Source organism: Ruegeria sp. PrR005 (assembly GCF_010500245.1).
Classification (GTDB): domain Bacteria; phylum Pseudomonadota; class Alphaproteobacteria; order Rhodobacterales; family Rhodobacteraceae; genus Ruegeria_B; species Ruegeria_B marisflavi.
On sequence record NZ_JAAGOX010000043.1, the window covers coordinates 111,018 to 125,708 of the forward strand.

At 61.5% G+C, this 14,691-nt stretch carries 11 protein-coding genes; 3 read left to right on the plus strand and 8 right to left on the minus strand.

The window, feature by feature from the left end:
- The first annotated feature begins 360 nt into the window (after positions 1-360).
- A complete protein-coding gene (locus G0P99_RS17845; RefSeq protein WP_164131840.1) occupies positions 361-1,191 on the plus strand; it encodes a hypothetical protein in 831 nt (276 codons plus the stop codon).
- Between the two features lie 407 nt (positions 1,192-1,598).
- On the opposite strand, the gene mraY is transcribed toward G0P99_RS17845, so the two are convergent.
- Genes mraY through mraZ form a run of 7 tightly spaced genes read right to left on the minus strand, consistent with a single transcriptional unit; the run spans position 1,599 to position 9,245 of the window.
- Complete coding sequence (gene mraY / locus G0P99_RS17850) at positions 1,599-2,681, minus strand: phospho-N-acetylmuramoyl-pentapeptide-transferase (protein ID WP_164131841.1); 1,083 nt, start codon at positions 2,679-2,681, stop codon at positions 1,599-1,601.
- A 12-nt stretch (positions 2,682-2,693) separates the two neighbouring features.
- Entirely contained in the window at positions 2,694-4,097 is a 1,404-nt protein-coding gene (gene murF, locus G0P99_RS17855; RefSeq protein ID WP_164131842.1) for a UDP-N-acetylmuramoyl-tripeptide--D-alanyl-D-alanine ligase, read from the minus strand.
- The gene (locus G0P99_RS17860; RefSeq protein ID WP_164131843.1) at positions 4,094-5,575 is read right to left on the minus strand and encodes a UDP-N-acetylmuramoyl-L-alanyl-D-glutamate--2,6-diaminopimelate ligase; all 1,482 of its coding nucleotides are present in this window, start codon (positions 5,573-5,575) and stop codon (positions 4,094-4,096) included. The genes murF and G0P99_RS17860 overlap by 4 nt, the downstream gene beginning before the upstream one ends.
- Before the next feature lie 17 nt (positions 5,576-5,592).
- Entirely contained in the window at positions 5,593-7,380 is a 1,788-nt protein-coding gene (locus G0P99_RS17865) for a penicillin-binding protein 2 (protein ID WP_164131844.1), read from the minus strand.
- Positions 7,377-7,745, minus strand: coding sequence for a cell division protein FtsL (locus G0P99_RS17870; RefSeq protein ID WP_164131845.1), 369 nt, complete (start codon positions 7,743-7,745; stop codon positions 7,377-7,379). Before G0P99_RS17870 ends, G0P99_RS17865 begins: the two co-directional genes overlap by 4 nt.
- A complete protein-coding gene (rsmH, locus tag G0P99_RS17875; RefSeq protein ID WP_164131846.1) occupies positions 7,742-8,737 on the minus strand; it encodes a 16S rRNA (cytosine(1402)-N(4))-methyltransferase RsmH in 996 nt (331 codons plus the stop codon). The genes G0P99_RS17870 and rsmH overlap by 4 nt, the downstream gene beginning before the upstream one ends.
- Positions 8,738-8,741: 4 nt before the next feature.
- Positions 8,742-9,245, minus strand: coding sequence for a division/cell wall cluster transcriptional repressor MraZ (gene mraZ, locus G0P99_RS17880; protein ID WP_164131847.1), 504 nt, complete (start codon positions 9,243-9,245; stop codon positions 8,742-8,744).
- A gap of 985 nt (positions 9,246-10,230) precedes the next feature.
- On the opposite strand from mraZ, the gene G0P99_RS17885 reads away from it, so the two are divergent.
- The gene (locus G0P99_RS17885) at positions 10,231-10,455 is read left to right on the plus strand and encodes a DUF1127 domain-containing protein (protein ID WP_164131848.1); all 225 of its coding nucleotides are present in this window, start codon (positions 10,231-10,233) and stop codon (positions 10,453-10,455) included.
- Between the two features lie 415 nt (positions 10,456-10,870).
- Here the strand turns inward: G0P99_RS17885 and G0P99_RS17890 are convergent, their stop codons facing one another.
- Entirely contained in the window at positions 10,871-13,270 is a 2,400-nt protein-coding gene (locus tag G0P99_RS17890; protein WP_164131849.1) for an ATP-dependent helicase, read from the minus strand.
- Positions 13,271-13,431: 161 nt separating this feature from the next.
- On the opposite strand from G0P99_RS17890, the gene G0P99_RS17895 reads away from it, so the two are divergent.
- Positions 13,432-14,595: an alpha-hydroxy acid oxidase gene (locus tag G0P99_RS17895; RefSeq protein ID WP_164131850.1), complete on the plus strand. Its 1,164-nt coding sequence runs from the start codon at positions 13,432-13,434 to the stop codon at positions 14,593-14,595.
- Positions 14,596-14,691 lie beyond the last annotated feature (96 nt).

Consider the following 14,691-nt stretch of genomic DNA (forward strand, 5'->3'; position numbering starts at 1 on the left):
GCCACCCTGTACCGAGGCTCTGGCGGATTGCAAGCGGGGCTAGCTACAGTACGGGGAGAGAGCCAAACCCGCGTTCCCGTACTTATTCACGAAACATGCGCTGCCTTACTTTGCCAAGAACCATGCACGGAACACAGCGAGGATGATTTCACTTGCGGCGGGCATCAGCCGATCGTTTCCGCAAGCGGAGAATGTCTGCATCGAGCCTGAGTGACCAAATACTGCGAAGTCACGAATGACGCCTTTGGAGTAACCCGCCGAGGCTTCCGATAGAAAGGTCTTGTGTGCGTTTTGTCGAAGTTCACAAACATTTATTCGCAAGGTTGAAATGTCATCGTTTTCGGTACAATAAAGCTGACGATGAGCAGTCTTACGGACATCGAAAAACGATACTTGGAACGCTTGCTTGAGATGGGCAGCGGGTACGTGTTGGACTACTCGGACGTGAACTATGGCGCGTTTTTCAATAAACACGGCATTGATATTCATGGTCCGAAATACCAATTCTATGGCACCTCTAAGGCCAAGAAGATGCGTGCCTTCTGGGATCAGGAACCCGATCCGATCGTTGGCAAGGTCCTTTCTGAGATGCTGGATTCCTATGTCGCGAGTTGCGAGCTTGGTGGCACTGAAGTCGACAAACCGGTATTTGAAAAAGGGCGTGCTGCTGTTGATCGTCTTTTGAGCAAGTCAACAAAGCCAAAGAGTTCGCCTACCGAAAGCAGTTTCCTTGACACCGAGTTTTCGATCCCAAACATCCACAAGCTGCCTGTCGATGCGCCTGTTGTGCCGATCATCGAAAAACGGCTTACAGAAGCACGGGCAGCCTTGAAAGCTGGAGCATACCTGTCTGTAATATTCCTTTGCGGCAGCGTCTTAGAAGCTGTTTTACTAGGCGCTGCGCAAAAACACCCGGCTAAGTTCAATAATGCGAAGGCCAGTCCAACAGATAACACAGGTAGCGTGAAGAAGTTCTATGAATGGAACCTTGCGCAATTCATCGACGTAGCTTGTGAAATCGGGCTGCTCAAGCCCGATGTGAAAAAGTTTGGGCACGGTCTTCGTGATTTCCGCAACTACATTCACCCATATCAGCAACTCACCTCTGGTTTCACTCCAGACCAGCACACGGCCAAGGTATGCTTCCAAGTGTTAAAGGCAGCATTGGCAGACGTTGCGGGAGAACGCTGATGGGAGTAGTTCCTTCTCGGTATTTTTCCCTCTTTTCGGGCACCGCAGCCCTTGGGTATCAAGCGAGCAGTTTGTGGACAATGCAACTAGCTGCACATGGTGCATGAAGGCGGTGCAGGTTTCACTCTATTCGCTGCCGGCTTAAAAAAGCGGAGTTTGACCTGACAGATTCGAACAGCAGCAAAGTCCGCTTAACTGCCATCAAAACCACGTCCCTAACCAGTGGCCATGATCAACCTTCACACCATCGCCCATCAGCGTGGCGCCGAGGGTCGGCCGCCTCGGCAGTACGACCTGAGAGAAGACCAAGGAAACCGAAAAACACCCCCTACCACCCCGTACAAAACGGTCAATCCCCCTCTCGGAGCGGGTACAAAACGGTCAATTCGGAGTACGAAAGGCCCGCCTCAGCGGACCTTGAGTGTGGCCAGCCCGATCATCGCCAGGATCAGCGAGATGATCCAGAAGCGGATCACGATGGTGGGTTCGGCCCAGCCCTTTTTCTCGTAATGGTGATGGATCGGGGCCATCAGGAAGACCCGCTTGCCGGTCCGTTTGAAATAGAGCACCTGGATGATAACACTTAGAGCTTCCACAACAAAAAGCCCGCCGACAATGGCCAGCACCAGCTCGTGCTTGGTGGCCACCGCAATCGCGCCCAGCGCGCCGCCCAGCGCCAGCGAGCCGGTATCGCCCATGAACACGGCCGCAGGCGGCGCGTTATACCACAAAAAGCCCAGCCCGGCGCCAAAGAGCGCGGCGGTGAAGATCAGGATCTCTCCGGTCCCCGGTACATAATGTACATCGAGATATTCGGTGAAATCGACCCGCCCCACCGCATAGGCAATGACGCCCAGGGTCGAGGCCGCGATCATCGCCGGCATGATCGCCAGACCGTCCAGACCGTCGGTCAGATTGACCGCGTTGGCGGCGCCGACGATCACGCAGATCGAGAAGGGGACGTAGAAATAGCCGAGGTTTATCAAGGTGTTCTTGAAGACCGGCAGGGCCAGTTGGTTTTGCAGCGCCTCGGGGTGGTTGTAGCTCGCCCAGAGGGCGGCGATCACCGCGATGATGATGCCCAGCGCCAGCCGCATGCGGCCCGAGACACCCTTGGTGTTCTGTTTCGAGACCTTGGCGTAATCGTCGGCAAAGCCGATCAGCGCATAGGCCAGCGTGACGAAAAGTACCATCCAGACAAACGGATTGTCCCAACGCGCCCAAAGGAGCGTCGAAGTCATCAAAGCCCCGACAATCAGCAACCCCCCCATAGTAGGCGTCCCCGCCTTCGAAAAATGCCCCTCGGGACCGTCATCGCGGATCGGCTGGCCCTTGCCCTGTTTGCGGCGCAGCACGTTGATCAGCGGACGTCCGAACAGAAAGCCGAAGATCAGCGCTGTCATAAAGGCGCCGCCCGCCCGGAAGGTGATATAGCGGAAGAGGTTCCAGACATCCCCCCCGTCCGACAAGGCCGTCAACCAATACAACATGCGCCGCTGTCCCTAATCGTTTGCCGATTTTTTCGATCTGGCCCCATGGCCGATTTCACGCAGCGCGTCAACAAGCCGCGCCAATCCCATGCTGAGCGACCCTTTGATCAGCACGATATCGCCGACCGCAACCAGGTCCGGTACCTTGACCGCCATCTCGGCGCTGGTTTCGGACCACAGCCCGCGTTTGCCTTCGGGCAGCGCTGCGTGCAGGGCCTGCATCAGCGGGCCGATGCAATGCACGCGGTCGATCTGCGCCATCGCGGGATGCATCGACAATTCTGCATGCAATGCTTCAGCTTCGGGGCCCAACTCCTTCATATCGCCCAGAAAGGCGATGCGGCGCGAGCCGGAACCCAAGGCCAGGACGTCCAAAGCCGCCCCTGTCGATGTCGGGTTGGCGTTGTAGCTGTCGTCAAGCAGGGTGATCGCGCCACCCTCCAGCGCGATGCTCTCGCGTGCGCCGCGTCCCTTGTAGGGCGTCCAGCTTTCGAGACCTGTCAGCGCCTGCGCCCGATCCGCGCCCATTGCATCGCAACAGGCCAGCGCGCCCAGGGCGTTCATCGCAAAATGGGCGCCCGCCGATTGCAGGGTGAAGCGGATGCCACCCTCGGGCGTTTTTGCCTCTGCTCGCGTCTCGGTTCCCGCAACTTCGGCTGCGTTCAGGCAATAGTCCCGGGCGGTACGGCCAAAGGTGACCTGACGCGCGCCGACGCTGGTGGCGACCTGTCGCAGGATATCTGCCTCGGCAATATCGGCATTCAGCACCGCAGCGCCGCCGGGTTCCAACCCTTCCATAATGGCCGCCTTTTCGCGGGCTATACCGGCCACATCGTCAAAGGCCTCGAGATGTACCGCCGCGACGGTGGTGACCATCGCCACATGCGGGCGGGCTTGGCGGGCCAGCGGCGCGATCTCGCCGGGATGGTTCATGCCGATCTCGATCACCGCGTAATCGGTGTCGCGCGGCATCCGCGCCAGGGTCAGCGGCACGCCCCAATGGTTGTTGTAACTGGCGACGCTGGCATGGGTGCGGCCCTGCGCGCCCAGCATGGCGGCCAGCATCTCCTTGGTCGAGGTTTTGCCGACACTGCCGGTCACTGCCACCACCCGCGCCTGCGTACGGGCGCGCCCGGCGCGGCCCAGAGCCTCAAGCGCGGTCTGAACATCTTCGACCAGCAATAGTGGCGCATCCGGGGATACCCCCTCGGGAATGCGCGAGACCAGCGCGGCGCCCGCGCCCTTTTCCAGCGCCTGTGCCACGAAGTCGTGCCCGTCGCGGGTGGCGGTCAGTGCAACGAAGAGATCGCCGGGCGCAATGGTGCGCGTATCGATCGAGATGCCGGTGACCTGCCAGTCGCAGGTGACGCGGCCCCCTGTGGCCTCGGCGGCCTCGGCTGCGGTCCAGAGCGTCATGCCAGCCGTCCTTCCAGCGCGGCCACGGCGATGCTGGCCTGTTCCACATCGTCAAAGGGCAGCACCTGGTCGCCCACCACCTGCCCGGTCTCGTGCCCCTTGCCGCAGATCAGCAGAGCATCGCCCGGTTCCAGCGTATCGACACCGCGAAGAATTGCCTCGGCCCGATCGCCGACCTCGGTCGCACCGGGCGCGCCCTGCATCACGGCGGCGCGGATCAGGGCGGGGTCCTCGCTGCGCGGATTGTCATCGGTGATGATGACGATATCGGCATTTTCCACCGCCGCCTTGCCCATCAGCGGACGCTTGTAGGGGTCACGGTCGCCACCGGCCCCGACAATGGCCACCAGCCGACCCATCACATGCGGGCGCAGCGCCTTGAGCGCAGTGGCCACAGCATCGGGGGTATGGGAGTAATCGACAAAGACCGCCGCACCATTGGCACGGGTCGCGGCCAGCTGCATCCGACCCCGGACCGTACCCAGATGCGGCAGGGTTTCAAAGACGCGCTCGGGTGCATCGCCGCTGGCGATGACCAGCCCGCAGGCCAAAAGGATGTTTTCCGCCTGGAAACCACCGATCAGGTCAAGCCGCGCCTGATAGGGCTTGCCCCGCCAGGAAAACAGCAGGTCCTGACCGGTGGCGTCGAACCGCTGGTTGGTCAGGCTCAGGTCGCAGGGGCCACGCCCCACGGTCAGCACATCCTGACCGCGCGCGGCGGCAATGGCACGCATCTCGGCGCCCTTTGGGTCGTTCATGTTGATCACCGCCACACCGTCAGGTGGCAGCACCCGGCGGAACAGCCCCGCCTTGGCGGCGAAATAGGCCTCGAAGGTGGCGTGATAATCCAGATGGTCCTGGGTAAAATTGGTGAACCCGGCAGCCTTGAGCACCACGCCATCGAGCCGCCGCTGTTCCAACCCGTGGCTGGAGGCCTCCATCGCCGCATGGGTGACGCCGTTTGCCGCCGCCTCGGCCAAACAACGGTGGAGGGTAATCGGCTCGGGCGTAGTATGGGCCAGCGGCGCGGTCCAGGCGCCCTCTACCCCGGTGGTGCCAAGGTTGACGGCGTCATGGCCCAGCTCGGTCCAGATCTGGCGCACGAAGGTCGAGACCGACGTCTTTCCATTGGTGCCGGTGACCGCGACCATGGTGGCGGGCTGCGCCCCGAACCACAACGCCGCCGTCAGCGCCAGCGCCTGGCGCGGATCCTCGACCACCACCAGCGCGGCCTGCGAGGCGGCGAGTTCATCGGCGGCGATGCGGGCGCCCTCGGCATCGGTCAGCACGGCGCTCGCGCCCATGCGCAGCGCGTATTGTATGAATTCCCCGCCATGGATGCGGGTCCCGGGCAGAGCGGCGAAAAGATAGCCATCCTTGACCTGGCGGCTGTCCACCGCCAGCCCGGTAATCGCCGGATCCCGGCCGCCCCGCGCGGTCAGGGCCAGTTGACCGAGTGTCTTTGCCGTATCGCCCATGGCGCACCTACCCCTGTTCAGTTCGAGGTGAGCGTATAGCCAGCCCCTTGGCCGGGCTCAAGCTGTGGCCTGAGACCCAGCAACGGTGCGACCCGGCCGATGAGTTCCGCGGCGACGGGCACCGCGGTCCAACCGGCGGTGCGGCGCTTTTCGCCATAGGCCACGATCCAGGGTTCATCCAGCGTGACCACCAGAACGTATTTCGGATCGTTGGCCGGGAAGATGCTGGAAAAGGTCGCGATCACCTTGTCCTCGTAGTATCCGCCGCGCGGCTTGGGTTTGTCGGCGGTGCCGGTCTTGCCGCCGACAGCGTATCCAGGCACCTCGCCAAAGCTGGCCGTGCCGCTGGTGACGACCTTGCGCAGCATCATGCGCGCCTGCTGCGCCGCGTTTTCCGACATCACGCGCGGGCCGTATTGCGGCCCTTTCTGCTTCAGGATCGTAGGGCTGACATATTGCCCGCCATTGGCAATCGCCGCATAGCCCCCAGCCAGGTGCATCGGGCTGGTCGACAGGCCATGGCCATAAGAGATGGTCACGGTACTGAGCTCGCCCCAATTCTTTGGTTTCAAAGGCTGCCCACCGGCAGCCTCTACGATTTCGAACGGGGTGGGATCGAACATGCCCAGGCTGCCAAGGAACTGCTGCTGGCGTTCAGACCCGATCTGAAGCGCCAGCCGCCCGGTGCCCCGGTTCGAACTGTGTACGATCACGTCCGCGACGCTGATCTTGCCATAGTTCTTGTTGTTGAACTCGCCGATGGGGAACTTGCCGATCCGCATCGGTCCCGAGGTGTCGATTACGGTTTCGGAATTGACCAGCCCAAGGTCGACCGCCTGCGCCGCGGCAAATATCTTGAACACCGAACCCAACTCATAGACCCCCTGCACATAGCGGTTGAACAGAGGGCTGTCCGAGGGATCGAACCCGGTGGCGGGCGGACGCGGCCGGTCGTTGGGGTCGAACGAAGGCAGCGATGCCGCCGCAACCACTTCGCCCGTGTGAACGTTCATCAGGACCGCCGAGGCACCCTTGGCGTTCATGATCTTCATGCCACCGTAGAGGACCTGCTCCATCGCGGCCTGAACGGTCAGGTCCAGCGACAGTTGCAGCGGCTTGTCACCATTTGCCGGATCGCGCAGATAGCCGTCGAACTGCTTCTCCACGCCGGCAACACCGATCACTTCGGCGGCCTCGACCCCCTCGCGACCGAACCCGGCCCCGCCCAGGATATGCGCGGCAAGCTGGCCATTGGGATAAAGCCGCATCTCGCGCGGGCCGAACAACAGGCCCGGATCGCCGATGTCATGCACCGCCTGCTTCTGCTCGGGGCTGATGCGTTTCTTGATCCAGATGAATTTCCGCTTGCCTGTGAAATCGCGGATCAACCGCTCCTTGTCGAGATCGGGAAACACCCTTGCCAGGCCTTCGGCTGCGGCCACAGGATCGACCATCAGGGGCGGCTGGGCATAGAGCGAATGGGTCTCGAAATTCGTGGCCAGAAGCCGCCCTTCGCGGTCGATGATATCGGCGCGCTGGGTCGCGATTGCCGCCCCGGTCGCGCTGGCCATCGGTTCCTGCGCCTCGGACGAGGCCAGAATTCCCATGCGGGCGCCCACCACGGAAAACGCGCAGAAGAAGAAGACCCCCAGAACCAGAAGCCGGCCTTCGGCGCGGGCGCGGGCGCGGTCCTGCATCTCGTCATGCCTGCGGCGGATGTTCTCGCGCTCGATCAGGTCGGGGTTCTCCCCCTTGGCGCGGGCATCCAGAATACGGGCAAGCGGGCGGAGGGGCGTGCGGATCATGGTTGTTGCTCCGGCGGCAGGGTTCCGAGATCGGAGAAGTTCGACACATCGACACCGTCGACAATCGGCAATTCGGGATCGACGGCAAACATGATATCGGCCACCCGGCCGAACTGGTCCGGGCGCATCGGCAACAGGCCTAGGCTTTCGAAATTCAGATCCGCCAGTTCCCGCAGCCGGTCCGGGCGGTTGAGATAGGCCCACTCTGCCCGCAGAACGCTCAGGCGCACCTGCGCCGCGCCAATCTCGCGCTGAAGCCGCTGGGTCTCGTTAAGCACTTCCTGCGTCCGGTAATTCTCTTGATAAGCCCAGAGCGCCAATCCCAGAACCGCCAATGCGGTCAGCACATAGATCACGCTTTTCACCGCGTCGCCCCCTTGAGTTGCGGCATTCCAATGGCCCTTGCGTCGATTTCCCCGGCCGGGGTTTCGGTGCGCACCGCGACCCGCAACTTGGCCGAGCGCGACCTTGGGTTTTCCGACAGCTCTTGATCGTCGGGACCAACCGCCTTGCGGGTCAGCAGCACGAACCGCGGGAGATCCTCGATTGTCTCGGGTGCATACCGGTTTGCGCGACCGGTGCGCCCGGCACGGTCCTGGAGGAACCTCTTGACCATCCGGTCCTCGACCGAATGAAAGCTCACCACAGCCAGTTTACCGCCGGGCTTCAAGGCGCGTTCAGCAGCCATCAGGCCCTGGAACAGCTCTTCGTACTCGGCGTTCACGGCAATCCTGAGCGCCTGAAAGCTGCGGGTCGCCGGATGCGACTGGCCCGGTTTGGCGCGCGGCAGGCAGGATTCGACGATCCCCGCCAGTTGCAATGTGGTTTCGATCGGAGCTTCGCTCCGGGCCCTGACGATTGCGCGTGCGATGCGGCGGCTGGCGCGTTCCTCGCCATAGTGAAACAGGATGTCGGCCAGGTCGCTTTCTGCGGCGGAATTGACCAGATCGGCGGCACTTGGCCCGTCCTGGCTCATCCGCATGTCGAGCGGACCCTCTTTCATGAACGAAAACCCGCGTTCCGCCTGATCGAGCTGCATCGAGGAGACGCCGAGATCCAGCACGATCCCATCCAGCTCCGAGGCGTATTCGTCCAGACGCGAAAACACGCCGGGCTGCATCACCAGGCGGTCACCATACTGGGCGGCCCAATCGGCGGCCATTGTGAAGGCCAGCGGGTCGCGGTCGACCGCGATGACCTTGTCGGCCCCGGCCGCGAGCAGGCCCCGCGTGTAACCGCCAGCACCAAAGGTACCGTCCAGCCAGACGCCGGACACCGGTGCCACCGCCGCCAGAAGGGGGCGCAGCAGAACCGGAATGTGGGGATCGTTGGAAGGGGGGGCAGCGGCAGCGGACATGACCTCAGGTGCCCCCGGCCCCGTCGAGAAACTGCATCGGATCGAAGTCGTCTGGCAACTCATCGAGCCATTCCTCGGCCGCCGCCAGCTCTTCGGCTTCGTAGGTCGCGGGATTCCAGATCTGGAACGTGTCACCCGCGGCGATAAAGAACGCCTCGTCGTTCAGCTCGATCTTCTGGCGCAGCTTGGCGGGCAGAACCAGGCGACCGGTTTCATCGACCGAGGTCGGAAAGGACTGACCGTGGAACATGCGCTGGAGCATCTTGCGCTCCATCGAGCCGCGCGGCAGCGCGTCGATCTTAGCATCGACCTCGTCGATCGCCTCCATGGTATAGCACTCAAGGTATTTGCGGCGATGGTCGCCATAGACAATGACCAGTTCGGGGTTGCCGCCGGATTGCCAGTTGGGGTCACCTGCCTCCAGGACACGACGAAACGAGGCGGGTATCGACACCCTCCCCTTAGCATCCACCTTGTGGTGGCTTTCGCCTCTGAACCTGCGCGCCAAGCTGACTGTCCCTTTCGCTTGCGCCCCCATTGTCTTTCCGTCCCCCAGAATGAAAACGGCGGGTTGATCTGCTGCCACTGATCAACCCGCCGACTTTGCCCGCCTTGCGGGGTGTCCGACTGCGCGCGCCACCTGGGGGGATGTCTGCTCGCTCGCGCGCCGGATCTCTTGGTTCGATGAAAGCGAGATGCCTGTATGAAACCTTGTTTTTATTGGTTGGGGTCGTTTGGTGCCCCTGTCGCCTCGTCCTCATCGGATGAACAAGGGATGCCATGGGAATTCATGGAAATCAACAGCATTCTGCGGCCCTTTTCTGGAATCAACAACGGAGAGACACACACAATATCATGTGAAAGGCAGGTTCTTCACCATAAGTTGGAAGTTATTTTCTCTCACTAACCATATGTAGTGTCAAAAATTCGTCCCCCCGATTTCCCAGAAATTCCCAGAAAATTTTCAATGGCTGTTCCACTTCAGCACATGTTCACTAAATGTTCCAGATTTTCTACTCCGAATCACCATTTTATACCTGAGGCTATGGACCGAATTTGACGCGCCCCTCGCAGCGACCCACGATTTCCCATGGAATGACCCTACCCGCGTGACGCGCATGAAAGAGGCGCGACGTCCGCGACCGAATCTTTGGAGTTCACCAGGGCGTTCCAACGGAGTGATCCCATACTCGCCATGGATCTCGTCATTGCCCGTCATTTTTTTGCGCCGCAAAATAAGTCACGTGGCGTAACTTTCGGGCGCCAAAGCTTTAACGTTCATTCCAGCATGGCCGACGCTCCATACCGGCACCGCAGAAACGTCAATGAAAAAAGGAAAATTACGCGATTCCATAGGGTTTCGTGGCAAGTATGCGTTTGCTGCATAGCAGCATTGATCCGAAAAACTATTGTGCAGATGCAGCATTCGCCTATCTTCGTTCTCAACAGGGCGCCACCACGAGGCGCTCAAGGAACAGATACGGAATACGACGATGGCGATGGCAAGCGAACATACCGCAGTGAAGGTCGAACAAGGGTTCGGCATTTCGGCGATGATCGAAGCAGCGATGGCGCGCTTCGCCCGGTACCGCGTGTACCGCGAGACGGTCAATGAGTTGTCGAAACTCTCCGGCCGTGAATTGGCGGATCTTGGCCTTCACCGGTCGATGATCAAACGCGTCGCTCTTCAGGCGGCGCAAGAATACACCGCGCGCTAAGCGCAAGAGTTTTACGGATCAGGCCTCTCTCCTCCTCCCTGGGGCCTGAAACAAGGCGGCGGCATCCTCCTCCTCCCTGATGCCGCCGCATCAATACCGGCAAAGAAAGCCGGATGCCGATACACCGGGCTCTCCTCCTCCCTGCCTGGTGTAGAAAGCGCGCGGCGGTGCTCTCCTCCTCCCTGCACCGCCGCGACCCTCATACCGGGCGTCGATCCCGGGTTCGGATACATCGGGGCCTCCTCCTCCCTGCTCCGGTGTTGCAAAGAACGGCGGTTCCCCTTCTCCTCCCTGGGAACCGCCGTTTTTGTTTTTTGTCACAGGACATGGAAAACTGGGGGCGCTGCCCCCCGACGGCGGTGGCTGCTCCGCCGAAGTGCTTTCAACCAGAAAGAAGCAGAAGGCGCGGTCGCGCTCAGAACGGCACGTCATCCTTTGCAGAGAGGAAGCGAGCCACGACCTTTTTCAGGCCGGCCTTGTCGAAATCGACTTCGACCTTGTCGCCTTCGATGCCGATTACCTTGCCATAGCCGAATTTCTGGTGAAACACGCGTTCCCCCAGAACAAAACTGGCAACCGCGTCGAGATCGATGACCGTATGTCTGGTCTCACGCGGCTGCGACAGGCCATATTGCCCTTGCCGTGCCTGTAACCGCTTCCATCCCGGAGAGTTATAGCCATCGGCCGCTGCGGCGCGGCTCTCGATGCCCTGAGATGAGGCTATGTTGCCTCCATAGAGGCCCGGTGGCGTCAGCACTTCGACATGATCCTCGGGCAGTTCGTCGATGAACCGCGAAGGCAACGCGTTCTGCCATTGGCCGAACACCCGCCGGTTGGCGGCAAAGGAGATGGTACAGACCTCTTCGGCGCGGGTGATGCCCACATAGGCCAGCCGCCGCTCCTCTTCGAGCCCCTTGAGGCCGCTTTCATCCATCGAACGCTGCGAAGGGAACAGCCCGTCCTCCCATCCCGGCAGGAAGACGGCGGGAAACTCCAGCCCCTTGGCCGCGTGCAGCGTCATGATCGAGACCTTGGCGCCATCGCTGTCCTTCTCATTGTCCATGACAAGGCTGACATGTTCCAGAAACCCTTGCAGGTTCTCGAAATTGTCGAGCTGGTTTACCAGTTCCTTGAGGTTTTCCAGCCGCCCCGGCGCCTCGGGCGTCTTGTCGTTCTGCCACATGGCGGTATAGCCGGATTCGTCCAGGATGATCTGCGCCAGCTCGATATGCGACACTTCGGGCGCAGCGAATTGCATCGGTGCGGCGCCGTCCTCAATCACCGAGTCGTCGTCGATCTCGATCCGGGGTCCGCGCGTCAGTGCGGCCCAGCGGGCCAGCCCGTCTGTCAACTCGCCCAGCGCCTTGCCACCCTTGCCCTTGATCAGGCCGTTCTCCACCGCGATCCGGGCGCCTTCGACCAGCGACACCCCGTTTTCGCGCGCGACGGCACGAATGGCCTGTTGTGCCTTGTCGCCAAGGCCGCGTTTGGGGGTATTCACGATCCGCTCAAAGGCCAGATCGTCCTCGGGGCTGGTGACCAGCCGGAAATAGGCCATGGCATCGCGGATCTCCATCCGCTCATAAAAGCGCGGGCCGCCGATCACCTTGTAAGGCAGGCCGATGGTCAGGAACCGGTCCTCGAACGCGCGCATCTGATGCGCCGCGCGCACCAGAATCGCCATTTCATCTAGCGAGATCGGCCGCACGCCCCGCGTGCCGCCCTGCATTGCCTCGATCTCTTCACCGATCCAGCGGGCCTCTTCCTCGCCATCCCAATGGCCGATCAGGCGGACCTTTTCGCCCTCTTGCGCATCGGTCCACAGCTCCTTGCCCAACCGCCCCTCGTTGCCACGAATGACGTTGGACGCCGCTGCTAGGATATGCGGGGTCGAGCGGTAATTCTGTTCCAGCCGCACCACATGAGCGCCGGGAAAATCCTTTTCGAACCGCAGGATATTGCCCACCTCGGCGCCGCGCCAGCCATAGATCGACTGATCGTCATCGCCGACACAGCAGATGTTGCGATGCCCGCCCGCCAGCAGCCGCAGCCACAGATACTGGGCGATATTGGTATCCTGATACTCGTCCACCAGCACATAGCGGAACCAGCGCTGATATTGTGCCAGCACATCCGGATGGGTCTGGAAAATGGTCACCATATGCAGCAGCAGGTCGCCGAAATCGACCGCGTTCAACTCGCGCAGGCGGGTCTGGTACTGGGCATACAGCTCGGGCCCGCGATGGTTATAGGCGCCGGCCTCGGCGGCGGGCAGCTTGTCGGGCGTCAGCGCCTTGTTCTTCCAGCCGTCGATGATGTTCGCCAACAGCCGCGCGGGCCAGCGTTTGTCGTCGATATTGGCGGCCTGCACCAGTTGCTTGAGCAGGCGCAGCTGGTCGTCGGTGTCGAGAATGGTGAAGTTCGATTTCAGATCGACCAGTTCCGCATGACGGCGCAGCAGCTTGACGCAGATCGAATGAAAGGTGCCCAGCCAGGGCATGCCCTCGGCGGGCTGGCCCAGCAGGCGGCCGACACGGTTCTTCATCTCGCGCGCGGCCTTGTTGGTGAAGGTCACGGCAAGGATCTCGTTGGGCCGGGCGCGGCCGGTCATCAGCAGATGCACGATGCGCGCGGTCAGCGCCTTGGTCTTGCCGGTGCCCGCGCCCGCCAGCATCAGGACAGGACCGTCCAGCCGCTCCACCGCCTCGCGCTGGGCCGGATTCAGGTCGTCAAGATAAGGGGTCGGCCGCGCCGCCATGGCCCGTGCCGACAATGATGCGCCTTCAAAGGCGTCCATTTCGTCGTAACTGCTCATGGCACCAAACTACTTCGGGCCCGCGCGAAATAAAAGAGGACGTTCACGACTTGTTCGCAAGTTCCCGAAAATTCCCGCAAACACAGTGCATTCGCTGCGTTGCAGAATTTTTTGTCAAGGATGCCCGGCAGGACTGGACAATTACGCAACGTCACAGGTTAATGCGCCGCATGGATCTGCACAGCACTTATCCCGGCATCATGGATCTGAAGTGGCGCGCAAAGCGGCGCCTGCCCAAATTCGTTTGGGAGTATCTGGATAGCGGTACAGGAGTCGAGGCCACGAAGGCCCGCAATCGCGCGGCGCTGGATCAGGTCGGGTTCCTGCCATCAATCCTGCACGGTCCGCTTGAATACGATCTGGCAACCGAATTCTTGGGAACGCGATACAACCTTCCATTCGGGGTTGCTCCCGTTGGCATGTCCGGGCTGATCTGGCCGGACGCCGAGGGGCACCTGGCCCGCACGGCTGCGGCAGCCAATATTCCCTATTGCCTGTCCACGGTCGCCAGCCAAAGCCCCGAGGATCTTGCCCCGCATATCGGCCCGAAAGCCTGGTTCCAGCTATACCCGCCAAAAGACGAAGGTATTCGCAAGGACCTGCTGGATCGCGCGCGGGACGCGGGCTTTCAAACCTTGGTCCTGACCGTTGACGTTCCGGTCGCCTCGCGGCGCGAGCGGCAGATCCGGTCCGGTCTGACACAGCCCCCGAAACTGACACCTCGCCTGCTGGCGCAGGTGGCACTGCGTCCCGCCTGGGCACTGGGCATGGCGTGGGCAGGAATGCCGCACATGCGAACTCTCGACAAGTACACCCAAGGAATCGCCAACCTGCCGCCCACCGCCCATATCGGCTATATCCTGCGGACATCGCCGACAGCAGACTACGTGAAATGGCTGCGCGATCATTGGCAGGGTCCGTTCATCGTCAAGGGTGTGTCGCGGGCAGAAGACGCCGACAGGCTGGAGCGGCTGGGCGCCGATGCCATCTGGGTGTCGAATCACGCCGGGCGCCAGTTTGACGGCGCACCGGCGACGGTCGAAACCCTGCCCGAGATCCGCGACGCGACGCGCCTGCCGCTGGTCTTTGACAGTGGCGTCGAAGGCGGTCTCGATATCTTGCGGGCATTGGCGCTTGGTGCCGATTTCGTCATGCTGGGGCGCGCGTTCCACTTTGGACTGGCCGCGCTTGGAGCGGCCGGACCTGAACATGTGATAGACGTCCTGCGCAAGGATATGGAAGCGAACATGGGGCAACTGGGCGCGCGTACGCTGCACGACCTGCCTCCGATCCGGGGGCTGCCGCCGCCCAGTATCCAGATGTGAAAACAGAAAGCTCGAAAAGAGGCGGTTGCGAGCGGTAACATGCCGGTTCTACCCAGAACTACCAATTTTCATGCCGCTATTGTCCGCCTAAAACCC

Coding starts and splice junctions, on each gene's coding strand:
- G0P99_RS17845 (WP_164131840.1), top strand. CDS start 361: ATGAGCAGTCTTACGGACATCGAAAAACGATACTTGGAACGCTTGCTT.
- mraY (WP_164131841.1), bottom strand. CDS start 2,681: ATGTTGTATTGGTTGACGGCCTTGTCGGACGGGGGGGATGTCTGGAAC.
- murF (WP_164131842.1), bottom strand. CDS start 4,097: ATGACGCTCTGGACCGCAGCCGAGGCCGCCGAGGCCACAGGGGGCCGC.
- G0P99_RS17860 (WP_164131843.1), bottom strand. CDS start 5,575: ATGGGCGATACGGCAAAGACACTCGGTCAACTGGCCCTGACCGCGCGG.
- G0P99_RS17865 (WP_164131844.1), bottom strand. CDS start 7,380: ATGATCCGCACGCCCCTCCGCCCGCTTGCCCGTATTCTGGATGCCCGC.
- rsmH (WP_164131846.1), bottom strand. CDS start 8,737: ATGTCCGCTGCCGCTGCCCCCCCTTCCAACGATCCCCACATTCCGGTT.
- G0P99_RS17885 (WP_164131848.1), top strand. CDS start 10,231: ATGGCGATGGCAAGCGAACATACCGCAGTGAAGGTCGAACAAGGGTTC.
- G0P99_RS17890 (WP_164131849.1), bottom strand. CDS start 13,270: ATGAGCAGTTACGACGAAATGGACGCCTTTGAAGGCGCATCATTGTCG.
- G0P99_RS17895 (WP_164131850.1), top strand. CDS start 13,432: ATGCGCCGCATGGATCTGCACAGCACTTATCCCGGCATCATGGATCTG.